Here is a 25,938-nt window from a genome sequence, read left to right as displayed (position 1 = left end):
CCCTCGACCGCCCCCCGATCCAGGTGCGAGCCGTACCGGAAACGCTTGTCCGGCTGAACGAGAGGTGGGAGCCGATGAAGGAGGCCGGCGTGCCCGAGACACCGAACAAGGTGGGTCACTTCGAGGTGGACCTTCCTCCCGAGAAACAGGTGCTCGCCCTGTTCGCGGCCAAGTGGACCCTCGGGGCTCTCCGCGCGCTCGTCGAGGCCAAGGTGCCGGACGTGCTCGCCCGCGGACCGCGGACGGCCGCTGAGATCGGCGCGGAGACCGGGACGAGAGCCGACACGCTGTACCGGCTGCTGCGGGCCGTGGCGGCGGCGGGGATCCTGACGGAGGGGGCCGACGGCCGGTTCGCCCTGACGGCGGCCTCCACGGGCCTGGTCTCCGGCGCGCCGGACGGCATCCGCGACATGTTCCTGTTCGCCTCCGACCCGATGCTGTGGCGGCCGTACGAGAACGTCGCGCACAGTCTGCGGACCGGCCGGCCGTCCTTCGAGGAGGCGTTCGGCATGTCCTTCTACGAGTACACCAAGGCGAATCCGGCCGGCGGGGCCGTGCTGGACCGGGCGATGCAGCAGAACCAGTACCCGGCCACGGACGTCATCTTCGAGCGGTTCGACTTCGGCCGCTTCGGCCGCATCGCGGACGTGGGCGGGGGACGGGGACAGTTCCTCGCCGAGATCCTGCGCCGGCACCCGCACTGCACCGGGGTGCTCGCCGACCAGCCGCAGACGGTCGCCGACGCGAAGGCGACGTTCGAGGACGAGGACGTGGCGGGCCGGGTGACGATCGTGCCGACCGACTTCTTCGTCGAGGTCCCCGGCGGGTGCGACGCCTACTTCATCAAGCACACCCTGCACAACTGGGACGACGACAAGGCGGAGCTCATCCTGCGCCGGATCCGGGAGGCCATCGGCGACGACCGCGACGCCCGGCTGCTCATCGTCGACCAGTTGCTGCGCGGCCCCGGCGAGTGGGACATCGGCAAGCTGATCGACGTGGAGGCCCTCGCGGTGCTGGGCGGCCGGGAACGCGGCCTCGACGAGTGGAACCGCATCGCCGGCGCGGCCGGCTTCACGATCGCCAACGAGCCGGTTCCGGGCAACATCGCGCTCCTCGAATACCGGCCCGTCTGACGATCCGCGGCCCGCCTACTCGACGCGGATGGACTGCGTCGGGCAGCTGCGGGCCGCGCTCCGGACGGCCTCGTGCAGCGACGACGGGGGTTCCGTGTCGAGGATCTCCACGGCCCCGTCGTCGTCCTGGTCGAAGACCTCGGGCACGCGGTAGACGCACAGGCTGCTCACCGCGCACGTTTCCTTGTCCGCGCTCACGCGCATCATCGCCACCGTTCCGACGGCCGCCCGGGCGCGTGCCCCGATGGCCGTCTCACGTCGCCGGGAACATGTCAGCAGGAGTATGCGGCCGGATGTTCGCACCTGACTCGACTGCGCGGCCCGCGCCGCCCGCGCGCAACTCGAGTGATCCTCCATGCGGCGACGGCACGATCACATCGGCGAAGGGGGATACCGATGGCGGGTACGGCCATTGCCGGATCTGAGCGAGACGTGCTCCGCCTGGGCCACGCGTTCTGCGAGGCCCAGGCTCTGCTCACCGCGGTGGAACTCGGTCTGTTCACCGCGCTGCACGACGCCCCGGCCACGGCGGAGGAGATCCGCGTACGCCTCGGCCTGCACGGCCGGGGACTGCGTGACCTCCTGCGGCTGCTCGTCGCCCTCGGCGTCCTGCGCGAGGACGAGGGCCGGTTCCGGAACTCGGCCGACGCGGACCGCCACCTGGTCGCCGGCCTGGACGGCTACGTCGGCTCCACGCTGCTCGGCGCCAAGGCGAACCTGTACGCCCTGTGGGACGGGCTGACCGACACGCTGCGCAGCGGCCGGCCGCGGTCGAGCCCGGGCGACTTCACCGCGATGCTCGACGACCCGGCCGAGGTCCGGCGGTACGCCCGGATGATGGAGGGCTCGCTGGGAACGGTCGTCTCCCCGCTGCTGGAGGCCGTCGACTGGTCCGTCCACCGTTCGGTGGTCGACGTCGGCGGTTGCCGCGGCGGCCTCGTGGGCCGGATCGTCGCCGCGTGGCCCGCCCTCGCCGGGCACGTGTTCGACCTGCCGCAGCTCGAACCGGTGTTCAGCGAGCACATGGCGGAGCTGGGCCTGACGGGGAAGGTGTCCTTCCACGCCGGCGACTTCTTTCGCGATCCGCTGCCCCGCACCGACCTGATGGTCTTCGGCCACGTCCTGCACAACTGGTCGTGGGAGCAACGGGCCCATCTGCTCCGCGCGGCGTTCCGGGCGCTCGAGCCGGGCGGCGTGCTCCTGGTCTACGACCGGATGCTCGACGAGGCGTTCGCCGACGTGGACAACCTCGTCGCCAGCCTCATCATGGCGCTGGTCACCGAGGAGGGCGGCGAGTACACCGTCGGCGAGCTGCGGGAACTGGCCACGTCCGTCGGTTTCGCGACGGTGGCCGACCAGCGGCTCGACGCCAACGAGACGCTGGTCGTCTGCCGGAAGCCCGCGACCGGATGAGCCCGGCAGGCGGTGGCACCGCCTGCCGGGCCCCTCTCAGCGCACCCGCGCCCCTGTGATCACACCTTCCGGTACCGCCCGGCCCGGACGACCAGAGCGCGTCGGCCCGGCCGGCTCATGGATCACGCCACGAGCGAGCGCGGCGAGATGCCCGCGTCGTGCAGGTCGCGGACCAGGTCGCGGAGGAACGGGTGCTCGTCCGCGGACAGTCCCTTCGGGTTGGGGATGGTGACGTATCCGGTGTCGCCGGTGGTCTCCGCCTTCGCCGCGCCGGTGTAGCGGGCGACGACGGCCTCGGTCCGCGCCAGGTCGGCCCGGCTCACCTGGATGGTGATGGGCCGCCAGTCGCCGCCGAGGTTCTCCCGTACAGGAGCCTTCGCCGCCGCGGCGCGCAGGGCGTTCGCGTCGGCGCCCGCGGTCGCGGTCCGCCGCGGCGCGGCCGCCGTCCTGACCGGCGCGCCCGCGAGCAGCGCGTTGGCCAGCAGGTGAGCGCCACTGTCGTTGTAGGCGCGGAACATCGGGTCGAACGCGAACAGCACCGCGTTGCCGCCGCCCACCGGCTCGTCGACCAGCGCCGCCGTGCCCTTCAGGGCGTCACCGTCCACCGTGTAGCCGTTCGACCAGAACGTGTCGCCGGCCGGATAGCTCAGCACGTTGGTGCCGGTCCTGGTCGGGGTGAGGATCGGGTCGGAGTTGTTGAACGCGAAGTCCTCCCGCGGCCGGCCGAGGGCCACCGGGCTGGTCGCGTCCACGTCGACTCGGAAGTGCGAGCCGATGACCGTGTAGTCCTTCGGCGGTGTCTTCTCGGTCGTCGAGGTGAGCCCGGCCGCCCGCGCGACACGGGTGCCCTCGTTGCGCACACCCAGGTAGCTGCCGCCCTTCTCGACCCAGGCCTTCAGGTTGGCCAGGCCCTGCGCGGTGAGGCCGCCGTTCGCGCTGCTCCCGTCGGGGACGAGCAGCGCGGTGCGCTGGGTGAACGCCGGGGTGTTGCCGTTGATGTCGGCGGTGGTGACCGGGGTGAGGCCGAGACCCCAGCGCGAGCCGAGGACGTAGCGCGCCTCACCGTACGACCCGGAGGTCGTCGAGACGCCGGTGCCGGCGAAGAGGCCGACGTCCGGTCTGCGGAGCGCGACGCCCGAGGCGGCCGCCCTGCTGCCGGTGACGGTCACGCCGAGCGGCCGGGCGAGCCCGTCCAGCGCGTCCGGCGGCAGCGCGTTCGCCGGCAGGCTCACCACTCCGGTCCGGAGATCCCGGGTGAGCGCGACACCACGGCCGAGCAGCTTGAACGTCAGCTCGGCCGCGGCCGCGGAGTCCAGCGGGTAGCCGTACGACCCGCGGGCGGGCGCCGCGGAACCGACGCCGCCGTCGATCCGCCGCACCCGGTCGGCCTCCGGCGCGAGGTCGTCCCCGGTGTAGACCGTCTGGATGCCCGAGAGCAGCGGGTTGCTCCAGGACGAGACGTCGTAGAAGTAGGGGAACGGTACGTAGGGATCCTCCCCGAGCAGGGCCTGGATCCAGTGCTTCTGCGGCTGTGCCATGGGGATCCAGTACGTCCCCGCCGGAACCTTGAGGTTCTTGGCGCGGCGGCCGCCGAAGACGTGCGCGTCCGGCACCGTGGCCGCTTCCTTGAGCCGGTAGACCTCGACGTCCATGCCGCGCAGGCGCTCGACCAGCCGGCGCACGTCGCCGAGCTGGCGGTCGGGGAGCAGGAAGTAGGACCGGACCTTGATGTCGGGTACCGGGTACTCGACCTGGTTGGTCGGCTGCACGACCTGGTTCGGCTCGAGCGCGCCGCTCCTGCCCTCGGCCAGCGCGTCCTGCCAGACTTTGTAGTAGCCGCGCAGGATCTCGCGCTTGTTGTCGGCGGCCCAGCCGGTCGTGGCCCACTGGGTGTTGATCTGCTGCTGGACCCGGTCCTCGACCGCGGAGGCGCTGCCCTTCTCGAACGTCATGCCGGCGGCGCCGAAGCCGGTGGTGGGCACCGTGTCGCCGTAACCCATGTAGAACAGGTCGTAGGACTGATAATTGAAGTAGCACTCCGTGGTGACGGAGCCACCGCAGGCGCCGTTGTAGCCGAAGCCGGCGGCGTTCGCCTTGCCGATGCGGTTGATCCAGTCGACCGGCTCGCTCGCGATCTCATGGTGGATCGGGTCGGCGTTCGGCGGGAAGAAGTACTGCGAACCCCCCATCTCGTGCGCGTCGACGAAGATCTGCGGCGGGTAGTCCCGCAGCAGCGCGACCTTGCCGTCGGTCTCCGGCTGCGTACGCGCGAACCAGTCGCGGTTCAGGTCGAAGCCGTAGTCGTTCTGCCGGCGGCCCGCGTCGCGGCCATCGGGGTTCTGCGTCGGGACGATGACCGTGACGAGTTCCTCGTTGCGCTTCGCGACGTCACACGAGAGCCCGGCGGCCAGTTCGTACAGCGTCCGGAGAGCGGCGTCGCCGCCGCTCTTCTCACCGCCGTGCACGTTCCCCGCCACCCACACGATGGCCGGGGTGTCCTCGGCGATACGAGCCGCCTTGCCGGATTTCAGGCTCCGGGGGTCCCGCAGTTCCCGGATCCGCTCCGCGATCTTGTTGAGCCGTCCGGGAGCGACATGCTGCTCGCTCGACACGATCGCGTACGGCAACGGCTGTCCGGAGACGCTGTGCGCCATCGTGCCGGTGACCACGCGGTCCGACGCCTTTCCGACGGCCGCGACGTACTTCTGGATCTCCTCCGTCGTGACCACGCGCTGCTGGCCCTTACCGAGGGGGAAGCCGAAGAACTTCTCGGGACTGGGCACCGAGGAGAGATGGGCGCTGGGATCGCTGCTGCACCGCACGGGGACGGTGGGAGCGGCGTTCGCGTTCGCGCCCACCCCGGTCGTCAGCGCCGCGCAGGTCATCGTCAGGGCGGCGATGGCCACCGCCTTCCGGCTCATCGCCCGCCCCCGACGGTCACGGTCTGCCGACGGTAGCCGTCGCCCTTGCCGGCGGGCTTGTAGTTCTTCTCGACGTTGCCCGCGATGTCGACGGAGAACCACTTGACCTCGGTGGTCTTGTCGACCGTGAGCTGTTCTGGCCCCTCGCGCATCCCCGCCGCCTTGAGCTTCGGGGAGTTCAGGGTCGGGCGGCTGCCGTCGAGGGTGTAGTAGATCGTCGCCGGCTCGTCGATCGTGAACGTGAACTTCGTGGCGCCGGTGTCCCGGCCGGTGATGACCAGCTTCGACTTCGGCGGCACCTTGTCCGACGCGTACGCTCGCGCGACCTCGAGGATCCCGATCTGCCCGTTGGCGAACTCCATCGCCTCCTCGTGCCCTTCGGCGAACGGAGGCTGGAAGCCGACCGCGTTGAACTGGTTGGTCGCCGGGTTCCAGACGTCGGCGCCGACCTCGAAGTCCCAGCCGATGATGCCCCGGTTGTACCAGTGCTCATCCGCGCTGTTGCCCGCCGCCGAGTAGAGAACGTCGGGCACCGGACCCGTTCGCCCCGGCCAGATGGCGGTGCCACGTCGGTTCTGCACCGTGGACAGGATGTGGTCGGAGGCCGACCAGAAGAAGGTCTCGGTGCCGAGGTCGGCCCGGGGCAGCAGTTCGCGGCCGGGCACCTTGTACGCCCCGGGAGGCCACATGAAGTAGCCGCCGTAGGAGTGGGTGTTCATCGCGAACTTGATGTTCGGGAACTGGTGTGTCAGCCACACCTCGTTCCGCGACTCCGGCTCCGAGAGCTCGGCCGGGCCGGCGTACGTGTCGCTGCGGCAGGACGTCGACGCGCCGCTGTAGCCGTCGTAGACGGAACCGACCGAGAAATTCCGGTTGAGGTCGACGCCCCAGGAGTTGCGGTACGCCGGATCGGACTCGGTGGGACCGCAGTGGTCGGTCATGTTCCGGCGCTGCATGTTGAAGTCGTACATGCTGTAGTGCGCCCCGTCGGGGTTCACGGACGGCAGGACGAAGATGTCGAGGTCGTCGACGAGCTTGCGGGTGTTCGGGTCGTGCCGGTAGTTGCGCAGGAGTCGCTCGGCGGTCTCGACGCACGTCAGCGGGGTCACCCACTCGCGGGCGTGCTCCTGGCAGTACAGGAAGACCCCCGGTTTTGAACCGTTGCGCGTCTTGCCGATGCGCAGCGCCCGCATCTGGAACGGATCACGCGACACACTCGCCGGCGCGTGCAGGTTGTCGGTGAGCCTCGTCGCGGCGGCCTCGGCCACCACTCCGTCGCCCGCGTTGCCGCGGTAGGTGCTCGCGCTCAGCAGTTTCCCGGCTTGGGCGTTCAGCGCGTCGACGACCTGCTTCGCCGTGCTCGTGACCGCGCCTTCGGCGTTCGTCGCCAGACCGACGGTGACGTTGTCCTGGTCGAGCGACACCGTCAGCGGAGCGGACGCCCGATCCGGCTTGGTCAGCGTGACCGTCACGTCGTCGCCGCCCTCGGAGCCGTACGCCTGCGACGTCACGTAGAAGGTGCTCGCCGCGGCGGAGCCGAACTGCGCCTGGGCGTGCCGTCGGTATCCGTTCGTCTTGTACGGCAGCTTGACGATCTCCGCTTGCCCGGGGAACTCCTTGGCGAGCGCGTCGATCCGCTGGTAGACCTCGGTCGGGTCCATGTAATGGTCGACGAAGTCGCTGACATAGTGCGGGCTCGGCGCCTTGCGCGGTTCGCCCAGCCACTTCTTCACCGGAACGGTGACCGAGCCTCCGCTGGTGCTCGTGACCGTCACCTCGGTCGGCGTGACGTCGATGGCCAGCGGCGTATTGAACCGGTGGTACATGTACTGGCCCGCATCGGTGAACCGGGACATCGTCGCGGTGCCACCGGAACCCGGCGGGGTGCCCGCGCCGCCGTTCCACGAGGCCGTGAGGATGTTCGTCGCCGCGGGATCGCTCGTCTTCACCTCGACCGACAGGAAGCGCTGCCCGTCGAGGCTGGTGAACCACTCGGCCCGGAGCGGGGTCAGCGTGTCGCCGCTCCGGGCCTCGTCCGCGAGCGTTCGTAGCGTCTTCGCGCGCTCCTGCCGCAGCTTCGCCACGTCGGCCTGGTCGGAGATGGCGTCGCGGACGTCGAAGCCCTTGCCTCTCAGGTCCCGGGTCTCCTCGGGGCTCAGGACGGCGTGCACCTCGATGCCGCCGTCCACCGGCTTGCTGTATTCGGCGAGGTCGATACCGAGGTCGTTCAGCCGGTCGACGCCCGCCTGGTCGGGGACGACGATGCGCATCAGCGCGACGCCGTTCTGCTCGTTGCTGGACCGGCGTTCGGCGGCGACGTCGCCGTTCGAGGTGCTCTGGGCCAGCACCGGTAGCGGACTCAGAGCGAGGGCGGTGGACACGGCGAGCCACGCCGCTCGCCGTCCCACCCTTCCCGGCCTGCGAGAACCCGACATGAGAGGTCCCTTCACTCGGCGCGTGACGCGTCAAGACACAAGCCGGACGCCCCCCTGAAATCACGCAAAAGGCATGATCGGGTTCTATTTGTCCATAGACGACAAAGTCAAGACTTGACCTGCGCTTTACCTTCGGGGTACCCAGGTCTCAGGTGTACGGGCCTATTCGACCGCGATCTGGGTACAAGCCCGGCGTCCGTCCCCCCATCCGTCGGCATGGGGTCGGCTCCGTCGCTCCAGCGGCGCCGATCGCCGGCCGGCACAGTCGTTGGAGTAACGATGAGACTGACCTCGGTCATCGTCCTCTTGTGGCTCATCATCGGCGCCATCGCCGCCGGGCAACGTCACTACTACAGCAGCGGCCCGAAGAACTGCTCGCAGGCGGGCACGCTCCTCGTCACGATCATCGCCGGACCCCTCAACTACACCGGCGTCAACCCGAAGATCTCCTGCAAGACGCCCCAGCCCAGCAAGTGACGCGGACCGGACGGCCCGAGCCGCCGACCGGCACCGGCGGGACCGGCACCGGCGGGACCGTCACCGCTTCGCCTTCTTCTCGTCGCGCTTCTGGTCGCGCCCGACGTAGCGGTAGACCTCCACCGGATCGAGGATGACCAGGCCCTCGTCGATGAGTTCGTCGAGTTCGAGAAGGAACTCGACGATCTTGTCCTCGGTGTCGACGATCACGATGGCCAGCGGCAGGTCGTCACTGAGCGACAGGATCCGGCTGGTGTGGATATGGGATGAGGCACCGAAGCCCTCGATGCCGCGGAAGACGCTGGCGCCGGCCAGCCCGCGCCGGTGGGCCCGGTGCACGATCTCGGTGTAGAGCGGCCTGTGGTGGTACTGGTCGGTCTCGCCGATGAAAATCGTCACTCGGCAGGCGGTGCCGTGCAGTCTCATGCCCGCTCACTCCCTCGGTTCCGGCGCACGGGCAGCCCGCCGGCGCTCAGGCGGGCCGGCGCGGTCCCGCACCGGACCGTGACCGGACCATCCCCAGGCTAAGCCCGGCCGTCGGTCCCGACGGCCCGCCCTTGCCCCACGGTCGGCGTTCAGACCCGGTAGAACGCGGCGGCGTTGTCGTGCAGGACCGCCTGGGCGTGCTCGGGTCCGACCGCGTCGGTGAGCAGTCGGATGTCGTCCTCGTGGAACGGGCGACGGGCACGGGTGGAGGGCAGGTCCGTGCCGAACATGAGGGACCGGGGGTTCGCGGCGACCACGGCCTGAACCGCCTTGGTCACCTCGAGGTCGACGCGGCCGAATCCGGTCGCCTTGACGTGGGCGCCGCCGTCGACCAGGGAGAGCAGGTGCGGCAACCCATCCTCGGTGAGGCCCAGGTGGTCGACGCTCACCGCCGGCAGCGTGCGCAGGACGGGCGTCAGGTCGGGCAGGTCGCGGGCGTCGATGTAGAGCTCGGTGTGCCAGCCGGCGACCTCGTTGACGCGGCGGGCCAGGGTCTCCAGATGGTCGAGGGTCTCCGAACCACCGCGGCGTACGTTGAACCGCACCGCCCGTACGCCCTCCGCGTTCAGCCGCGCGATCTCCTCGTCGGTCACCGAGACGGGCAACTGGGTGACCCCGACGAACCCCTCGCCCAGCCGCCGGAGGGCCTCGACCAGGTAGTCCTGGTCGAACCCCTGGAAGGAACCGGAGACCACCGCCCCACCGGTCACCCCCAGCGCACTCGTCCGCCGGCGGTAGTCCTCCACCGTGAAGGCGGGCGGCAGGTAGCCGTCGTTCTCGATGAGCGGGAAACGGGGGTCGATGATGTGCAGGTGGGCGTCGAACACCTGACGGTCGCCGGCGGGCATCGCTGCATACTGACAGGTCGGTAAGGGCCCGGCAAGCATCGGCCGCCTGACGGCCGTGGCGCCGCTCACCTGGTCATATCCGGGGCGGACCGGCATGCCGGCACGAGGTGCGGGTAGGCGCTGGTCATGGAGCGGTCGGTGCTGCCGTCGTTCAGCACGCTGTCGCGGATGTTCCCGCCCTCGACGCCTCGCCATGTCGCGGGGGCGGCCCTGACGAGCGCCCGGATGATTCGAGAGGCAGGACGGCGGGCGGGTACCGGTGCCGCGCTCCTGGGGGCGAGGGGCATGACGGCGGCGGCCAAGGGTGGGCTGAGCCTCGCGGCGTCGACCGGTTCGATCCCGCTCCGAACGGTGGGTGCCGCCGCAATCGCCGCCGGTTCGGTCCTGCCGGGAGTGGAGCTCCCGGTGGCGGCCCGCGAGGAGGCCGCGACGACCAGCGTCGTGCGGCGGGGGGTCGGGCTGGTCACCGGCGTGCCGCGGAACGCCCTGGGGGCGGGCCGCGCCCTGCTCGATCTCCATCCGCGCAGACAGCGGCGGCAGGTATGGGCCGAACACGGTCACGCGTACATCGACGTACGCGGAATCGACGGTGACGGCCGCGAGGCACGCGACCTGGCCGGTCACGCCACGGCGGCGGTACGTCACTTGCGGGGCGTGCGCTGGGCGGAGATCAACGCGGTCACCGGTCAGATGCTGGTGGCCTATGACGAACGCAGGGTGGGCGTCGACCGGCTGCTGGCCACGATCCGGAAGGTGGAAGACGACCGGGGGACCAGCGAGGAGGGCTTCTCCTGGACGCGGCCCGCGCACCCCGGCGATGGCGCGCCGATCGCCGTCGCGACCACCGAACTCGCGGTCGACTGTGTCGCGGTGCTCGCCGCCGTCGCGGAGAAGGTGTTCGCTCTGCCGCCCGTTCCGCGCTGGATCCGGCTGCCGCTGGCTCTTCCCGATCTGTCGCCCGGCGTCCGCCGGAGGATCGACCACCGGATCGGGCCCATCGAGACGGAGCTGGTGCTGGCGCTGGCGAACGCCGTCGTCCACGGGATGTCGGCCGGCATCCTCCCGCCCGCGGTCGACGCGCTCTACCGTTCCCTGCTGCTCGGCGAGACCTGGTCCCGCCGCCAGGTCTGGCGACGACGCGAGCCCGAGCTCTGCTCCGGCAGTGCGTGCGTGCCCGCCGAGGCTCCGGACGGCCCGCCGCGGCCGCGACCACGGCCGGGCGGGCCCGTCGAGAAGTGGTGCCGTGTGGTCGAGTCGGCGGCTCTCGGCGCGGCCGCGGCGACTCTGGCGTTGACCAGGCAGCCCGGCCGCGCCGGCGACACGATCCTCGTTATGGTGCCGAAGGCGGCGACGTACGGGCGGGAGGGCTTCGCCGCCGTGACCGCCTGGAGACTCGCCGGACGGGGGATCCTGCCGCTCGACGCGGGAGCGTACCGGCGGCTCGACCGGGTTTCGGCGATCGTCATCGACTCGGCCGTCCTCCGCAGCGGCCACCTTCCGGCCCCGACCGCCGGCGCCGTGCTGGACGCGGCGCGTGCGACCGGCGCCAAGGTGTTCCTCACCGACCGGGCGAACGTCGCCGACCTCCGCCCCCTCGCCGACGAGATGCTCGGCGCGGGCACCGGCCTGGCGGCGCACGTACGGCGGCTGCAGGAGGAGGGACAGACGGTGCTGGTCGTCTCCGAGGCCGACTGCGCCGCGCTCGCCGCCGCCGACGTCGGGGTCGCCGTACCGGCTCCCGGCAGCGCGACGTGCTGGTCGGGGGACCTGATCTGCCGTGCCCGAACCGGGGACGTCTGGTACGTCCTGCGGGCGGTCGCGGCGGCCCGGCCGGTCAGCGAGCGTGGTGTGCGGCTGGCTCAGGCCGGATCCGCGCTCGGCGTCCTCCTGGCCTTCGCCGGCCCCCGGCGTACGAGTGGGCCGGGTGCCATCACCGCGACTTACCTGGCCGCTCTGCTCGCCCTACTCTGGGGCGCCGCGACGGGGCTGCTGGTCACCATGGAGACCGCGCCGATGCCCATCCCCTTGCGCGTAGGCCGTGTCCGATGAGACCCGAGCGCCGCGGCATTTCCCGGTGCTCTTTGAGTTAGCCTGCGGTCACGACTCGGTCATGAGGCAGGCCACTTTGTTGAATGTCCCGTTGCGGCGCTCGTTCCGGTACGTACACGAGCCGTTGCGAGCCGGTGAGGCCGCATTGCCCGAACTCGGTGACGCGTCGCTGATCGGGAAGCTGCGTAGCAGGATCCGGCACTCCCGGGGCGGCACCTTCCTGATCACGGGGTTCCGCGGCGTGGGCAAGTCCACGCTGGTGTTGCGGGCGCTGGATGAGATCGTGGCGCAGGGCCCGCCGGATGAGGTGGTGTTGGTCGTCAGCCTGAGCGTGGCGCGGTCGACCACGACCGAACGCCTGTTGTTCGCGGTGGTGCGGCGGGTCTTCGAGACGCTGAGCGACTCGGGCGTGCTCGACCGGCTGCCGCCGGCGACCCGGCGGCCGCTGCTGCTGGCGTACATGCGTACCTCATTGTCGTTCAAGGAGACGCAGTCCGAGGCGCGGGAGCGCACCGCCGCGCTGGACGTGGGCGCTGGCAGCGGGCGGGGTGCGAAGACCGTCGTCGACCATGTCGTGCCCAAGCTGAACCTCTCGGCCAAGCGGACGTCCACGATGGCCAGCGAGGCGGCCTTTCTCGCGTACTCGGAGACCGATGTCGAGCACGACCTCATGCGCATCGTCTCGCTGTTGGACCAGCAGACCGAGCTCGCACCGGAGCCGCGGTCGGGAATCCGGCGCCTGTGGCCGTGGCCGCGCCACGAGACCACCCGCCTGCGCCTGGTCATCGTGCTCGACGAGGTCGACAAGCTGACGGTGGACACCGAGGGTTTGGCGGCCATCGAGGCCATGCTGAGCGGCCTCAAGAACGTGCTGACGATGCCCGGCGTGCACTTCCTGATCGTCGCGGGGCCGGACCTGCACGACCGTGCCGTCCGTGACGCGGCACGTGGGAACGGCGTGTACGAGAGCGTCTTCGGCTGGCGGATGTACGTCCCATGCAGTTGGGACGCGGCCGATGTGCTCATCGACTCCGTGGTGGACTCGGACGCGGGTCCGGCACCGGACGCCGGGGAGCTGCTGTCGCTGGCGCAGTATCTGCGGTTCAAGGCGCGCGGCGTTCCGCGCCGCCTGCTGCAGGAGCTGAACGGGTTCGTCGTGTGGGAGGACGACGTACCTCATCTGCGGGTGGGCGACACCGAGATGGAACGCGTGGAGTTCTACGCCCGGCTCGAGGACGTGCTGCGCGAGTACATCCAAGGCGGTGGGCGAGACCGGCTCTTCCCCGTCGCCATCGACGAGGATCGCTGGCGACTGGGCGGCTACTACGTACTGGACTGGGTGTTGCGGAGCGAGGGCGAGCCGTTCAGCGCCACAGATCTTCTCCGGGAAGGCGATGAGGCGGAGTTCGATCCACTGCTGCGGCTGTCACGGCGCAACGTCGACCGGTTGCTGGATCATCTGGCGCAGAGCGGCGTCCTGGATGTCGTCCGAGAGATCAATGCCTCCGCGACGATGATCGGAGACGTGGCCGAGTCCGGAATGAAGGTGTTCCGGTTGGCCGAGGACGTCCAGCGGTCGCTGCAGGGGTTCGCGGCGCAGTACGAGTCGGAGCGGCCCGCGGACGGAGCCTTGCCCGCGCCCCCGCCACCGACCTCCTGGCGGGACGAGACGCAACCGCCGTCCGGTCGGCCGGCCAGAGCGCTCGGCCGCCGCTACGAGCTGCTGGACATGCTCGGCCAGGGCGGCATGGGTACCGTCTATCGCGGCCGGGACCTGATGCTGGGCCGACCGGTGGCGGTCAAGATGCTGCGCGGCTCGATGAAGGACGACCCGATCGCGGTGGCCCGGCTCGAACGCGAGGCCAGGATCACCAGGCGGCTACAGCACGCGCAGATCGTCCAGGTGCACGACGTCGTTCACGACCGGGAGATGGGCCCGGCCATCGTCATGGAACTACTGGAGGGCCCCACGCTCGACGAACAGGTCATCAACTCCGGTCCGCTGTCCCCTTCGCAGGCGGCCCGCGTAGGGCATGGCCTGGCGGGCGCGCTCGACTACCTCGCGCGGGAGCGCATCGTCCGTCTGGACCTCAAACCCAACAACGTGATCATGTCCGCGGAACGCGGTCCGGTCATCATCGACCTCGGCGTCGCCCGGACCGAAGGCAGCGAAGGGGCGACGGTGACCCAGACCAAACAGGTCATCGGAACCCCCGGTTTCCTGGCTCCTGAAGTGATCAAAGGCATGGACCCCGACTCCCGGTCCGATCAGTACGCCCTCGGGCTGGTCCTCTACTTCGCCCTGGTCGGCCGCCGCCCCTTCGACCAGCCGACAATCGAGCAGATGTTCTACGCAATCATCACCACCGGAGTCGACCTTTCCGACGTTCCGGTCTCCGGGGAGTTCCGCCAGGTGCTGGCCCGTGCCCTCGAGCAGGAGCCGGAAAGCCGCTTCCCCGCCTCCGGCGATTTCCAGCGGGCGATCGAATCGGTGCCGGAGTGGAGGGGGCATGACCTCGGCGCCACCACGACGCGGATCGGGCCGGCAACATCGTCGGCGAATCCCCGGCCCGCCCCGACGGACGACCCAGGTCGGCAGCGGCCCGCCACGGACCTCACCACGTGACCGGCCCCACGAGTGGTCGTACGCGGTTCGTGCGGTATTCCGGATGCTCGTTCTGGGCTCGGTTACGGAGCCGGTCGATGAGGCTGGAGGCCGCCTGCCCGATCCGGCCGGAAACGGCACGGACCGGGGCGGCCTCGAAGCTCGCCTCCTCCAGGACGTCCTTGACCATCTGCAGGGCGATCCGGTTGCGGGTCGGGGCCACCCCGACCCTGCCGCCCTGGCACAGCTGACTTCTACCCCGACTGGGGAGAATCCGCGCACACCACCGTGGCCCTGCTACGCACCGAAGCCGGCCGGGACCCGTACGACCGCGCCCTCACCGACCTCATCGGCGAACTCGCCACCCGCAGCGAGGAATTCCGCACACTCTGGGCCGCCCACGACGTGCGTCTGCACCACACCGGCGTCAAGAACTTCCACCACCCCGTCGTCGGGGACCTCACCCTCCCCTTCGAGGCCATGCCCCTGCCCGCCGACCCCGGCCTGACCCTCACCGCCTTCAGCGCCGATCCGGAAACCCCCGCCCACGACGCGTTCAGCCTCCTCGCCAGTTGGGCCGCCACCTCCGGCCGGACCGAGCCGGCCGACCACCAGGACCACGCCCCGACCTCGGACGGCCGACCTCAGAACGGGTAGTGCGCGTGCTGGGTGGCAAGGGTGACCCAGCGGGTGTTGGAGAAGGCCTCGAGGCCCCAGCGGCCACCGAAGCGACCGTAGCCGGAGGCCTTGAAACCGCCGAACGGCGCCTGCGGTTCGTCGGCGACGGACTGGTCGTTGACGTGGACGATGCCGGTCTTGACGCGGCGGGCCACGCGCAACCCGTGGCTGCCGTTCTCGGTGATGATCCCGGCGGACAGGCCGTTGTCGGTGTCGTTGGCCAGCGTGACGGCCTCGTCATCGGTCGAGAATCGTCGCAGGACGCAGACCGGCCCGAACGCCTCGGTGTAGTGGAGATCGGCGTTCTCGGGGACATCGGTCAGCACCGTCGCCGGATGGACGGCGCCGTCCGGCTCACCGCCTCCGGCCAGCACGGTGGCGCCCTTGTCCACCGCGTCCCGGACCAGCGCGGCGACGCGCTGCGCGGCCTCCGGACCGATCAGCGGGCCGATCACCGTGGCCGGCTCCATCGGGCTGCCGGACGGCAACGCGGTGACCTTGGCGACGAACTTTCGCGTGAACTCCTCGGCCAGCGACTCATGCACCAGCACCCGGTCACCGGACATGCAGATCTGTCCGGCGTTCATGAAGACGGCGAAGACGGCGGCGTCGACCGCGTAGTCCACGTCGGCGTCGTCCAGGACGATGACGGCGTTCTTGCCGCCGAGCTCGAGCACCGCCGGCTTCAGATGCCGCGCGGCATGGGTGCCGATGATCCGGCCGACACCGGTGGAGCCGGTGAAGTTCACCGCGCGGACGCGCGGGTCGGCGATCAGCGCCTCGGCGATGCCGGCCCCGTCGGCGGGGTCGTTGGTGATCACGTTGATGACGCCGTCGGGCAGCCCGGCGTCACGCAGCACGTCCGCGATGAACAGACCGCAGGCCAGCGGGGCGTTCTCGCTGGGCTTCAACACCACGGTGTTACCGGCGGCGAGCGCGGCGGCGACCGCGCGGGCGCCGAGGATCAGGGGGGCGTTCCAGGGCGAGAACGCGGCGACCACGCCGACCGGCTCACGGACCGCGAGTCCGAGGGCGCCGTCCTCCTGGGCCGAGAGCACCTCGCCGCGCGGCGCCGTGATCGAGGCGGCGGCCTCGCGCAGCATGTCGGCGGCGAGTGCCACATTGAAGTACGCCCATGGCCGGGTGCCGCCGACCTCGCCGGCCATCAGCTCGGCGGCCTGTTCGCCGCGCTCTTCGAGCAGGTCGGCGGCCTTGAGGAAGATCGCCCGCCGGGCGAACGGACGCACGGCGGCCCAGTCCTCGAACGCGGAGTCGGCCGCGTCCACGGCCAGGGTGACATCCTCGACCCCCGCCGCGGCCACGGTGGCGTACACCTCGCCGGTATAGGGGGCGACGTCCCGGGTGGTGCGGCCGGACCGGGCGGGCACGTCCTTACCGCCGATGAACAGATCACGCGCGATGGTCATGGGATTCCTTGTCGAGGGGCGGGGGCCCAGAGGATACGCAAGAGTATTCCGGTGTTCCAGGCGTTCGCCCGCTCGGCAGCGGCGATCTGGCGGGAAGGGCCTCTCAGTGGTCAGGGACGACCCGTGGGAAACGAAACACCCAGCGGCGTTGCCAGGGGGTTTCCACGGCTTTGGGGTGGTGGTGTTCGCGGGTCCAGGCGATCGCGTCGGTGGGGGCCACTCCGGACAGGATGGCCAGGCAGGCGATGACCGTTCCGGTACGGCCGACGCCGCCGCCGCACGCGACCTCGGCCGGCGCGCCGGCCTTTGCCCGTTCGTGCAGGTGGTGGATCTGCCGGATGGCCTCGTGGGGGTCGCGGGGCAGGAGGAAGTCGGGCCAGTCGATCCAGGTGTGGGGCCAGGGCAACGCGGCCTGGTGGCGGCGGCGAAGCCGACCGGACCCGAGGTAGAGGCCGAGGTCGGGCGTGGGGCCTTCGGGCGGTGGATGGCGCAGGCCACGGCCGCGGATGTAGGTGCCGTCGGGCAGGCGGACGCTACCGGGCAGCGGCGATGTGTTCATCGGATCGGGCTCCATTCGCGTTGGCGTGCGCGGTGGTTGGCGACGTTGACGCGGTTGCCGCACAGGCCGGGCGTGCAGTAGCGGCGGCGTCCGGCCCGGCTGATGTCGGCGAAGACCCCTCGGCAGCCGGGGGCCGCGCAGGGACGAAAACGTTCGTGCCCCAGCGTTCGCACGACTCCCAGAACGCCGACGGCGACGAGCACCGCCAGTTCGTCCGCGAGGCAGGCTCCCGGCGCGGTGGGGACCCGCCACTCCCACCGCCCCTCGTCCGCCCGTTCCAGGGTCGGGGACAGTCCGGCGCGCCGGATCAGCACGGTCGCGCCGGCGACGGCCTGTTCACCGGTCTCGGTCTCGATGATCCCCCGCACCTCGCGCCGCAGGAGATGCACCTGCCGGACGTCCTCGTCGGTGGGCGGGTCGTCTCTCCGCAGTCGGTGTTCGGCGAGGAAGTCCGCCAACGCGATCGGGTCGGGCAGCGCGTCACCGCCGGCCCGCACGGTGGGGGAGGTGGCGACCAGGTCGTTCGCGACCGCCACGCCCCACGCGTAGTCGTCGACGGGGATCTGCACCGGTACCTCCTCGTAATAGGTATAGCAACGCTATAACCCTTACGCCCGGTTGGCGGCACGACCACCGCCCGTTTCCGGAGACGGTCGCGACGCCGTCCCGGAACCGCGCTGCGCAGCCGTCAGCCGGATCCGCTGCCGGCGGGAGGATGGGTGCATCGGCGCGTGCCGATGGAGAGCTGGACGCAGGCGACGCCGGTACTCGGGCCGGATACGGCCACGACAGGGGTGACGGCGCCGGTGCCGACGCGGACCTTCGCCTTGACCGTGCGCGTGTGGGGCCCGCCGGTGAACTCCAGGCGGTCGTAGCGGTGGCTGCCGGTCAGCTGCGCCCAGGCCGCCTTACACGCCGCGCTGTAGCGGATCTCAAGATCGGCGTGGCCGATCGGGAGGGCCGCGGTCGTCACCGCGTCCCGGTCACAGCCCAGTACGGCGGCGGTGCAGTCGTGGCGGTGGCAGCGGGAGGTCGCAGCGGGCGTCGGAGGTCCAGGCGAGGCGATGCGTCCGGCGCGCGGTGAGGTCGACGAGGTGAGTGCTAACGCCGTGGTCAGCCCGCCGACCGCGAGCACGGCCGCGCCCGTGGCCACGGCGAGGGCTCGCTTGCCCGAGCGCGGCCGCTCGGGCCCGCTCGGCGACGGCCCCGCCAAGGCGGGTCGGTCGTCCGGGTCCGCTTCGGCCAGGGCGCGGCGGTCGTCCGGGTCCGCCTCGGCCAGGGCGGAGCGGTCATCCGGGTCAGGCCCGGTCCGCTGCCCCTCGCGGGTCGGGACGGCCGGCGGCGTGGTGCCGTCACGGCGGCTGCGGGCGGCCTCGGCCAGTTCCCAGAGCGCCATCAACGGTGCCTCGTCGGCCCCGGCGAGTGCGCCGAGCGCGGCGACGACGTCCCTGGGCGGCAGGACCTGGCCGCCCAGGTAACGGCTCCACGCGGACTTGCTGCAGGAGGTCTTGCGCGCCAAGGCGGCCAGGCTCAGCCCGGTCCTGTCCTTCAGAGCACGCAGCCGCACCGTCAGGTGCCGTACCTGAGGTTCGAGGGTGTCCGGCAGTGGTGACCACGCCCCCATGAGGGTCCCTTCGTCCCGCCCCGGCCCGCCCCGGCCCGCCGGGGAAGCCTCACCCTTGCCGGTCAGTACCTGAGACGTTCCGCGGCCCGGCCCGGTTCACCGTCCTGTCGGGACGCATGTCCGGCACCCGGCTCTCACCTCGGCAGGCCGTCGGGCCGGGCATCGGCCTCACCAGGGGCGTCGGTCCCGGTAACCCTGCCCGAAGGCCCCTGGGCACCGGCGGTTCAGTCGTCTGGACTCGATACGAAGCGGTGGCGTGGGGCACCCCGATGGGCTGCCTCGCCGGTGCGTAAGGAGGCGGTGATGGCGGAGATCGTGGTGGGTTTCGACGGATCGGCCGGTGCGCGGGTGGCGCTGGAGTGGGCCGTCGCGGAGGCCGAGCGGTGGAAGGCTCCGGTGACGGCCGTGACCGTGGTCCCACGCATGGTGACCGTCGGTGCGGGCGCTCCCATGCTGGGGCCGGTCGACCGGGAGGCGCTTCAGGCCATGGGCGACGTCACGCGCGCGGCGGCGGACAAGGCCGCGGCGGGGCATGAGGTGTCGATCAAGGTACGGGCGATCACCGGCGTTCCCGCCGAGGAGCTCCTGAACGCCTCCGCTGGCGCCGACCTGTTGGTCGTCGGATCGCGGGGGCACGGTGGGTTCGCTCGGCTGCTCCTCGGCTCGGTGAGCAGCCAATGCGCTCACCACGCCGACTGCCCGGTCGTCGTCGTCCCGTCACGCCCCCGAGGCTGACGAGGCTCCGGCACGGGCCGAAGCTCCTACGCCTCGGTGACCTCGGCCCGCTGACGGGACGGTTCGGCCGGTCGAGGCTTGGAACATGGCCGAACGAGTGCGGGCAGGCGCGGTGGGCGGTGGCTCCGCGCGCGGAGAGGCGGCCGTGCCGGAGCGCGCGTCGACGGAGCCGACGTTCGCGTTGCTCACCGACGGCACGGCGATCCAAGTCCGCGAGATCCGCCCGGATGACCTCGACGCCGTCCGCGACCTGCACCATGGCATGTCGCCGGACAATCTCTATCTCCGCTTCTTCGGTCTCGGCCCGCGGCTCACCGAAGAGATGTCCGTACGGCTGTGCCGGATACCCGGACCGGCCCATGCCGTTCTGGGCGCCTGGCTCGGCGCCGAACTCGTCGGCGTCGCGAACTACGAGCCGACGGATGAGCCCGGCGTCGCGGAGATCGCGATGGCCGTGGCGGACAGGATGCACCGCCGCGGGGTCGGCACCCTGCTGCTGGAGCACATGGTCTCGCTGGCCCGCTCCCGGGGGATCCGTGAGTTCCGGGCCGACACCCTGGCGCAGAACGTCGAGATGCTGCGCGTGTTCGCCACCGCGGGACTGGCCGTACGGCACGATCTCGCCGGTGGCGTGGTCGACGTGCGGATGCCGTTGGCGGCGGACGCGCGGTATCTCGCCGCCGTCGCCGAGCGTGAGCGTCAAGCGGACGTCGCCAGCCTCGGTCACCTGCTGTGCCCGGCGACCGTGGCGGTGGTCGGCGCCGGCCGCCGTCCCGGATCGGTCGGCGCGGCGATCCTGCGCAATCTGGTCGCCGGTGGTTTCCCCGGAACGGTCTACGCGGTCAATCCCCGGGCAGGGGAGCGGCTGGCGGACGTGCCGTGCGCGCCCTCGGTGGCCGCGTTGCCGGAAGCGCCGGAACTCGCCGTGCTCGCGGTGCCCCCGGAGGCCGTGGTCCAGGTCGCCGAGGAGTGCGGCCTGCGAGGAGTCCGGGCCCTCGTGGTGATCACGTCGGGCGGTGACGGTCCCGCCCTGCTCGCGACCTGCCGGCGGTACGGCATGCGGCTGGTGGGGCCCAACTGTCTGGGCGTCTCCAACAGCGCGGTACGGCTCGACGCGACGTTCGCCGCGCTGCCGGTACGGCCCGGCGCGGCCGGGGTCGTCGTACAGTCCGGCGGGGTGGGCATCGCGCTCCGGGACCATCTGTCCCGGCTGGACGTCGGCGTGTCGTCCTTCGCCTCCGCCGGGGACAAGTACGACGTCAGCAGCAACGATCTTCTGCTGTGGTGGGAGGCGGACCCGGCGACCCGCCTGGGCGTCCTGCACGTCGAGTCGTACGGTAACCCCCGCAAGTTCGCGCGGACCGCCCGGCGCGTCGGGCGCCGCGTGCCGCTGCTCACCGTCGTGGCGGGGCGGTCGACGGCCGGGCGGCGGGCGGCGGTCTCGCACACGGCCGCGGCGGCGACCCCGACGGTGACGCAGGAGGCGCTGTTCCGGCAGGCCGGGATCATCGCGGCGCACGGCCTCGGCGAACTCCTCGACACCGCCGCGTTGCTCGCCCACCAGCCGATACCGGCCGGGGACCGCGTCGCCATCGTCTCGAACGCCGGCGGAGCGGGCGTGCTGGCCGCGGACGCCTGCGCGGACACCGGCCTGACCGCCGCGGCACTGGGCGAGGAGACCGTCCGGGAGTTGACGCGGCTGCTGCCGGGCGGGGCCGCCTGCGCCGGCCCGGTCGACACCACCGCGGCGATCGACTCCGAACGGTTCACCGGCTGCCTGGACCTGGTCGCCGCCGACGACGGCGTGGACGCCGTCCTCGCCCTGGTCGCCCCGACGGCCGTCTCCGACCTGGCCTCCGCCGTGGTGGCCGGGGGAGCCGCCAAGCCGCTCGCGGCGATCGTCCTCGGCCAGCCCGAATCCGTGCGCGTCCGGTACGGGCTCGATGGACGCCGTGTCCCCTCCTACGCCTTCCCCGAGGACGCGGCCCGCGCCCTCGCCCGCGCCCGCTCCCACGGCCGATGGCTCGAACGTCCGGCCGGGACCGAACCGCGCCTCCCCGATGTACGCGAGAACACGGTCACCCGGATCACCCGTCGCCTCCTCGAGGAGGTTCCCGAGGGCGGCTGGCTCCCGCTCGCCGACACGATGGAGCTCCTGGAGGCCTACGGGCTGCCCCTGGCGGAATGGCGGCCGGCGACCTGCGCCGACGACGCCGTACGCGCCGCGGCCGAACTCGGCGATCACGTCGCGCTGAAGGCCGACGTACCGGGGATCGTCCACAAGAGCGACGCCGGCGCCGTCCGGCTGGACCTGCGAGGCGCGGCCGACGTCCGGCGTGCCTACGAGGACCTGGCCGCCCGGTTCGGCGATCGGCTCAGGGCGGTGCTGGTGCAGCGAATGGCACCCGGCGGGGTCGAGACTCTCTGCGGGATCATGCAGGAGCCGGTCTTCGGGCCGTTGGTCGTCTTCGGCCTGGGCGGAGTGGCCACGGAGGTGCTGGGCGACCGCTCCGCCCGGCTCACCCCGCTCACCGACGTGGACGCCGCCGAGCTGGTCCGCTCGGTGCGCGGCGCGCCCTTGCTGTTCGGCCACCGTGGGGCGCCGGCGGTGGACGCCCCGGCGCTGGAGGACGTCCTGCTGCGCCTCGCCCGGCTCGCCGACGATCATCCGGACGTCGCCTCGTGGCCGTCGACGCGCGGGTCCGCGTCGTGCCGTGCCGGCGGTGGGACCCCTACCTTCGACGGCTGCGCTGAGCCTGAGCCCAGGCTGCCCGCCCGGAACCGGCGGCGGATCATACGCACCGCCGGACCCGCCGCCCCCGGCCAGACCGAGGGACGCGGGAGGACCGAGTGACCCCGGGGAGAGGGGACTTTGGGCCCTCCCCGCCGGAGGACGACGTGGCGAGGCTGAAGAGAGGGGAGCGTCCGGCGAGGAGGCGTGTCCATGGCGTGGATCCTCGATGGCGTGGCGGGACTGCACGCCGCGCTGGTCGAGTCGGGTTACACGGTGATCGGTCCGACGGTCCGCGACCGGGCGATCGTCCTGGCCGAGCTGGCCTCGGCCGACGATCCCCCCTACGGCTGGGGGGTCACGCTGGAACCGGGCGGTTACCGGATCCGGCGCCGGGCGGACTCGGCCGCGTTCGCACACTCGGCGGGGCCGCAGTCGTGGAAGCCGTTCCTGCACCCGCCGCGGCGCAAGCTGTGGGAGGGGCGGCGTACCGACGACGGCTTCGAGATCGGCGAGGCCCGGGAGGAGCCGCCGCGCTATGCGTTCCTGGGGGTGCGGCCCTGCGATCTGCGGGCCATCGGGATCCTCGACCGGGTCCTCGCAGGCGGCCGGCACACCGACGACGCCTACGCGGCGCGCCGGGACGGGGTGTTCATCATCGTCGTCAACTGCACCGAGCCGGGGGAGACGTGCTTCTGCGTCTCGATGGGCACCGGGCCGGGCGCCGACTCCGGTTACGACCTGGCGTTGACCGAGTTCGCGGATGAGGGGCGGTTCCTCGTCGACGTCGGCACCGACGCGGGGGCCGACCTGCTGGCGCGGATCGAGCACCGTACGGCGGACGTCGTGACCGAGACACGGGCGCGGGTGGAGGTGGACGCGGCGGCCGGCCGGATGGGCCGGGAGATGCCCGCCGAGGGCCTGCGGGACCTGAGGGCCGGCACTCTGGACGCCGCCCGCTGGGACGACGTCGCCTCCCGCTGCCTGACCTGCGGCAACTGCACCATGGTCTGTCCGACGTGTTTCTGCACGACCGTCGAGGACGTCACCGACCTGACCGGGGACCACGTCGAGCGGTGGCAGCGGTGGGACTCCTGCTTCGACCTCGACTTCTCCCACCTGCAGGGCGGCAGCGTGCGTACCTCGACCAAGAGCCGCTACCGGCAGTGGCTCACCCACAAGCTCGGCACCTGGCACGACCAGTTCGGCTCTTCGGGATGCGTCGGCTGCGGACGTTGCATCGTCTGGTGCCCGGTCGGCATCGACCTGACCGAAGAGGTGGCCGCACTCCGGGAGGAGAACCATGGGTGAACGGACGGCCGCACTGCCGAGCTCGGCGCTGACCGGCCACTCCTTCATCCGGGGAATGCCGGAACGCCAGATCGACAGGCTGGCGGCGGTGGCGCGGTACGTGGAGGTCCCCGCCGGACACCGCCTGTTCGAGGAAGGACAGCGCGCGGACCGGTTCTGGCTGATCCAGGCCGGCCGGGTCTCCCTCGACCTGCACATCCCGGGCCGCGGCACCGTGATCGTCGAGACGCTCGGGCGGGGCACCGTGCTCGGCTGGTCATGGCTCTTCCCGCCGTACGCCTGGCGGTTCGGAGCGCTCGCCGCCGAGCCGGTCCGGGCGATCGCCCTGGACGCCCGGGCCGTACGCACGATGTGCGCCGAGGATCCGGCACTGGGATACGAGCTGACCCGCCGGTTCGCCGCCGTCATGCTCGACCGGCTGCAGAACACCCGCATGCGGCTGCTCGACCTGTACGGCGCGCCGTGGGGACGGCACGAATGACGGCCATGACCCCGGTCCGGTACCGGGTGACGGAACGCCGGGAGGAGACCTACGACACGGCGACGCTCGTCCTGCGGCCGTGCGGCAAGCCGATCCCGCCCGTGCGGCCCGGCCTGCGGGCGGTGGCCACCCCCGGGCACACCCCGCACCACACCTCCTACGTCCTGGAGGACGGCGGGACACCGGTGGCCGCGTTCACCGGCGGGTCGCTGCTGATCGGCGCCGTCGGCCGTCCCGACCTGGTCGATCCTCGGCTGACCGAACAGCTCGCCCGCGCCCAGCATGCCTCCGCGCACCGTCTGGCCCGGCTTCCGGACCAGGTGCGGGTGCTGCCCACGCACGGGTTCGGCAGCTTCTGCTCCTCCGCCCAGACGCAGGGGGAGTCCACCACGATCGGGGCCGAGAAAGCGCGGAACACGGCGCTGACCAAGGACGTCGACGCGTTCGTCGCCGAACTGCTGGGCGACCTCGACGACGTCCCCGCCTACTACACCCACATGAGCCCGGCCAACGCCGCAGGCCCGGCCCCGGTCGACCTGACCGAGCCGCAGCGCGCGGACGCCGCGCAGATCGCCGAGCGGCTGGCCGCCGGCGAGTGGGTGGTCGACCTGCGCAATCGCATCGCCTTCGCCGACGGCCACGTCGCCGGCGCGCTCAACTTCGAGCTCGACGGCAAGCTCGCCACCTACCTGGCCTGGCTCATCCCCTGGGGCAGGCCGGTCACCCTGCTCGCCGAGAGTCCCGAGCAGATCGCCGTCGCCCAGCGGGAGCTGGTGCGCGTGGGCGTCGACCGCCCCGCCGCGGCCGCCACCGGCGCCCCCGAGGAGTGGGCGACCGACCCGGCGGCGCTGCGCTCCTACCCCCGCGCCGCCTTCGCCGAGCTGGCCGAGGCCCGCGCCCGGGGCGAGAACCTGGTCGTGCTGGACGTGCGGCGCGCCTCCGATCGGGCCACGGGACACATCGAGGGGTCGGTGCACATCCCGCTACACCAATTGCAGCAGCGCCTGCACGAGGTCCCGGACGTGAAGGTGTGGGTGCACTGCGGCAGCGGCCTGCGCGCCGCGATCGCCGCCTCCCTGCTGGACGCCGCCGGCCGTCAGGTCGTAGCCGTCGACGACGACTTCCCCGCGGCTTACGACGCCGGCATGGTCGTCCGGGAGGGGCAGGGGCAGGCCGTGTGATCGCGCTCATCCTGGCCCTCGCCGCGGGGGGCGTGGTTGGCCTGGCACTGGGCGGGCTGGGCGGCGGAGGCAGCATGCTCGCCGTTCCCGCCCTGATCTACCTGCTGGGGTTCGACCCGGCACGGGCCACCACGGCAGGCCTGCTGATCGTCGCGGTGACGTCCCTGACCGGGCTGGTCACCCACGCCAGAGCCGGCCGGGTCCGCTGGCGCACCGGCACCCTGTTCGCCGCGGCGGGTCTGCCGGCGGCGGCCGCCGCTGGGGCGCTGTCGGCCCGGGTCCCCGGCGCGCTGCTCACCGTGACGTTCGCCCTGCTGGCGGCCGTGGCCGCCTGGCGCATGCTCGCCTCAGCAGCCGGCACAGCCTCGCGCACCGGCACCGTTCAACGAGCCGGCGTCGACCCGCAAGCCGGCGCGGCGCGGCCGGACAAGGCCGCCGCCGCGGGCGCCGGCCTCGGCGCGGTCACCGGCCTCCTCGGAGTCGGCGGCGGGTTCCTGGCCGTGCCCGCACTGGTGTCCGTCCTCGCCTTCCCCATGGCCGAGGCGGTCGGGACCAGCCTGCTGGTGATCAGCGCCAACTCCCTGGCGGCCCTCATACCCCGGCTGAGCGGCACCGGTGCCATCACCTGGGCGGTCGTCGGACCCTTCACCGGCGCGGCCGTCCTCGCCGCCTGGCAGGGCGAACGCTGGGCGAAGAGGCTCTCCGCCCGCACCGTCCAGAAGATCTTCGCGATCGCCCTCCTGGCCGTCGCCGCGCTCATGCTCGTCGACGCCCTGCGCTGAGCCACGACCACCGCACCCGGTGCTCACCTGCCACGTCCCGCACGGCCGGGTCACCACCC

At 71.9% G+C, this 25,938-nt stretch carries 21 protein-coding genes and 1 pseudogene; 12 read left to right on the top strand and 10 right to left on the bottom strand.

Annotated elements, in window-relative coordinates; translation table 11 throughout:
- Positions 1 to 89 precede the first annotated feature (89 nt).
- Positions 90 to 1,136: a methyltransferase gene (locus AB0L00_RS39490; RefSeq protein WP_364442703.1), complete on the top strand. Its 1,047-nt coding sequence runs from the start codon at positions 90 to 92 to the stop codon at positions 1,134 to 1,136.
- A gap of 15 nt (positions 1,137 to 1,151) precedes the next feature.
- On the opposite strand, the gene AB0L00_RS39485 is transcribed toward AB0L00_RS39490, so the two are convergent.
- Positions 1,152 to 1,340: a ferredoxin gene (locus AB0L00_RS39485; protein WP_345359525.1), complete on the bottom strand. Its 189-nt coding sequence runs from the start codon at positions 1,338 to 1,340 to the stop codon at positions 1,152 to 1,154.
- 228 nt (positions 1,341 to 1,568) lie between these two features.
- Here AB0L00_RS39485 and AB0L00_RS39480 point away from each other — a divergent pair, with 228 nt between their 5' ends.
- Positions 1,569 to 2,549 carry a methyltransferase gene (locus AB0L00_RS39480; protein WP_364442701.1) on the top strand — a complete coding sequence of 327 codons (981 nt, stop codon included), beginning with the start codon at positions 1,569 to 1,571 and terminating at the stop codon, positions 2,547 to 2,549.
- A gap of 122 nt (positions 2,550 to 2,671) precedes the next feature.
- Here the strand turns inward: AB0L00_RS39480 and AB0L00_RS39475 are convergent, their stop codons facing one another.
- Together AB0L00_RS39475 and AB0L00_RS39470 are read right to left on the bottom strand one after the other, a co-directional pair.
- Positions 2,672 to 5,470: a M14 family zinc carboxypeptidase gene (locus AB0L00_RS39475; protein ID WP_364442700.1), complete on the bottom strand. Its 2,799-nt coding sequence runs from the start codon at positions 5,468 to 5,470 to the stop codon at positions 2,672 to 2,674.
- Positions 5,467 to 7,878 carry a M14 family zinc carboxypeptidase gene (locus AB0L00_RS39470; protein WP_364442698.1) on the bottom strand — a complete coding sequence of 804 codons (2,412 nt, stop codon included), beginning with the start codon at positions 7,876 to 7,878 and terminating at the stop codon, positions 5,467 to 5,469. The genes AB0L00_RS39475 and AB0L00_RS39470 overlap by 4 nt, the downstream gene beginning before the upstream one ends.
- Before the next feature lie 306 nt (positions 7,879 to 8,184).
- On the opposite strand from AB0L00_RS39470, the gene AB0L00_RS39465 reads away from it, so the two are divergent.
- A complete protein-coding gene (locus tag AB0L00_RS39465) occupies positions 8,185 to 8,382 on the top strand; it encodes a hypothetical protein (RefSeq protein WP_345359513.1) in 198 nt (65 codons plus the stop codon).
- Positions 8,383 to 8,442: 60 nt separating this feature from the next.
- Here AB0L00_RS39465 and AB0L00_RS39460 read toward each other — a convergent pair whose 3' ends face one another.
- Positions 8,443 to 8,808 carry a DUF190 domain-containing protein gene (locus AB0L00_RS39460; RefSeq protein ID WP_364442697.1) on the bottom strand — a complete coding sequence of 122 codons (366 nt, stop codon included), beginning with the start codon at positions 8,806 to 8,808 and terminating at the stop codon, positions 8,443 to 8,445.
- A 149-nt stretch (positions 8,809 to 8,957) separates the two neighbouring features.
- On the bottom strand, positions 8,958 to 9,716 hold the full coding sequence (locus tag AB0L00_RS39455; RefSeq protein WP_364442696.1) for an amidohydrolase family protein: 759 nt from the start codon (positions 9,714 to 9,716) through the stop codon (positions 8,958 to 8,960).
- Positions 9,717 to 9,842: 126 nt separating this feature from the next.
- Between AB0L00_RS39455 and AB0L00_RS39450 the strand changes: the two genes are divergently transcribed.
- Together AB0L00_RS39450 and AB0L00_RS39445 are read left to right on the top strand one after the other, a co-directional pair.
- A complete protein-coding gene (locus AB0L00_RS39450; RefSeq protein ID WP_364442695.1) occupies positions 9,843 to 11,765 on the top strand; it encodes a hypothetical protein in 1,923 nt (640 codons plus the stop codon).
- 145 nt (positions 11,766 to 11,910) lie between these two features.
- Entirely contained in the window at positions 11,911 to 14,391 is a 2,481-nt protein-coding gene (locus AB0L00_RS39445; protein ID WP_364442694.1) for a protein kinase, read from the top strand.
- Here the strand turns inward: AB0L00_RS39445 and AB0L00_RS39440 are convergent.
- Positions 14,381 to 14,593 (bottom strand): hypothetical protein, encoded by a 213-nt coding sequence (locus tag AB0L00_RS39440; RefSeq protein ID WP_364442692.1) that lies wholly within the window; start codon positions 14,591 to 14,593, stop codon positions 14,381 to 14,383. The two genes, AB0L00_RS39445 and AB0L00_RS39440, sit on opposite strands and share 11 nt — an antisense overlap.
- 23 nt (positions 14,594 to 14,616) lie before the next feature.
- On the opposite strand from AB0L00_RS39440, the pseudogene AB0L00_RS39435 reads away from it, so the two are divergent.
- A pseudogene (locus tag AB0L00_RS39435) lies at positions 14,617 to 15,027 on the top strand (transcriptional regulator); the annotation flags it as partial.
- Here the strand turns inward: AB0L00_RS39435 and AB0L00_RS39430 are convergent.
- The 4 genes from AB0L00_RS39430 to AB0L00_RS39415 form a co-directional block, all read right to left on the bottom strand.
- Complete coding sequence (locus AB0L00_RS39430; protein ID WP_364442690.1) at positions 15,015 to 16,475, bottom strand: aldehyde dehydrogenase family protein; 1,461 nt, start codon at positions 16,473 to 16,475, stop codon at positions 15,015 to 15,017. The pseudogene AB0L00_RS39435 and the gene AB0L00_RS39430 sit on opposite strands and share 13 nt — an antisense overlap.
- Positions 16,476 to 16,578: 103 nt before the next feature.
- A complete protein-coding gene (locus AB0L00_RS39425; protein WP_364442689.1) occupies positions 16,579 to 17,034 on the bottom strand; it encodes a protein-tyrosine phosphatase family protein in 456 nt (151 codons plus the stop codon).
- Positions 17,031 to 17,603, bottom strand: a complete 573-nt coding sequence (locus AB0L00_RS39420) for a CGNR zinc finger domain-containing protein (RefSeq protein ID WP_364442688.1) — start codon at positions 17,601 to 17,603, stop codon at positions 17,031 to 17,033. Before AB0L00_RS39420 ends, AB0L00_RS39425 begins: the two co-directional genes overlap by 4 nt.
- Positions 17,604 to 17,722: 119 nt before the next feature.
- Positions 17,723 to 18,658, bottom strand: coding sequence for a helix-turn-helix domain-containing protein (locus tag AB0L00_RS39415; protein ID WP_364442686.1), 936 nt, complete (start codon positions 18,656 to 18,658; stop codon positions 17,723 to 17,725).
- A 303-nt stretch (positions 18,659 to 18,961) separates the two neighbouring features.
- Here AB0L00_RS39415 and AB0L00_RS39410 point away from each other — a divergent pair, with 303 nt between their 5' ends.
- The 6 genes from AB0L00_RS39410 (at position 18,962) to AB0L00_RS39385 (ending at position 25,879) form a co-directional block, all read left to right on the top strand.
- On the top strand, positions 18,962 to 19,393 hold the full coding sequence (locus AB0L00_RS39410; RefSeq protein WP_364442684.1) for a universal stress protein: 432 nt from the start codon (positions 18,962 to 18,964) through the stop codon (positions 19,391 to 19,393).
- 85 nt (positions 19,394 to 19,478) lie between these two features.
- Positions 19,479 to 22,247 carry a GNAT family N-acetyltransferase gene (locus AB0L00_RS39405; RefSeq protein ID WP_364442682.1) on the top strand — a complete coding sequence of 923 codons (2,769 nt, stop codon included), beginning with the start codon at positions 19,479 to 19,481 and terminating at the stop codon, positions 22,245 to 22,247.
- Between the two features lie 90 nt (positions 22,248 to 22,337).
- Positions 22,338 to 23,435: a 4Fe-4S dicluster domain-containing protein gene (locus AB0L00_RS39400; RefSeq protein WP_364442680.1), complete on the top strand. Its 1,098-nt coding sequence runs from the start codon at positions 22,338 to 22,340 to the stop codon at positions 23,433 to 23,435.
- Positions 23,428 to 23,916, top strand: coding sequence for a Crp/Fnr family transcriptional regulator (locus AB0L00_RS39395; RefSeq protein ID WP_364442678.1), 489 nt, complete (start codon positions 23,428 to 23,430; stop codon positions 23,914 to 23,916). Before AB0L00_RS39400 ends, AB0L00_RS39395 begins: the two co-directional genes overlap by 8 nt.
- On the top strand, positions 23,913 to 25,097 hold the full coding sequence (locus AB0L00_RS39390) for a rhodanese-like domain-containing protein (RefSeq protein WP_364442676.1): 1,185 nt from the start codon (positions 23,913 to 23,915) through the stop codon (positions 25,095 to 25,097). The genes AB0L00_RS39395 and AB0L00_RS39390 overlap by 4 nt, the downstream gene beginning before the upstream one ends.
- On the top strand, positions 25,094 to 25,879 hold the full coding sequence (locus AB0L00_RS39385; RefSeq protein WP_364442674.1) for a sulfite exporter TauE/SafE family protein: 786 nt from the start codon (positions 25,094 to 25,096) through the stop codon (positions 25,877 to 25,879). Before AB0L00_RS39390 ends, AB0L00_RS39385 begins: the two co-directional genes overlap by 4 nt.
- Positions 25,880 to 25,938: the final 59 nt, after the last annotated feature.

Origin of the sequence: Actinoallomurus sp. NPDC052308 (assembly GCF_040679195.1) — a bacterium.
In the GTDB taxonomy this organism is placed as follows: domain Bacteria; phylum Actinomycetota; class Actinomycetes; order Streptosporangiales; family Streptosporangiaceae; genus Actinoallomurus; species Actinoallomurus liliacearum.
This window is presented reverse-complemented; position numbering and strand designations above follow the sequence as displayed.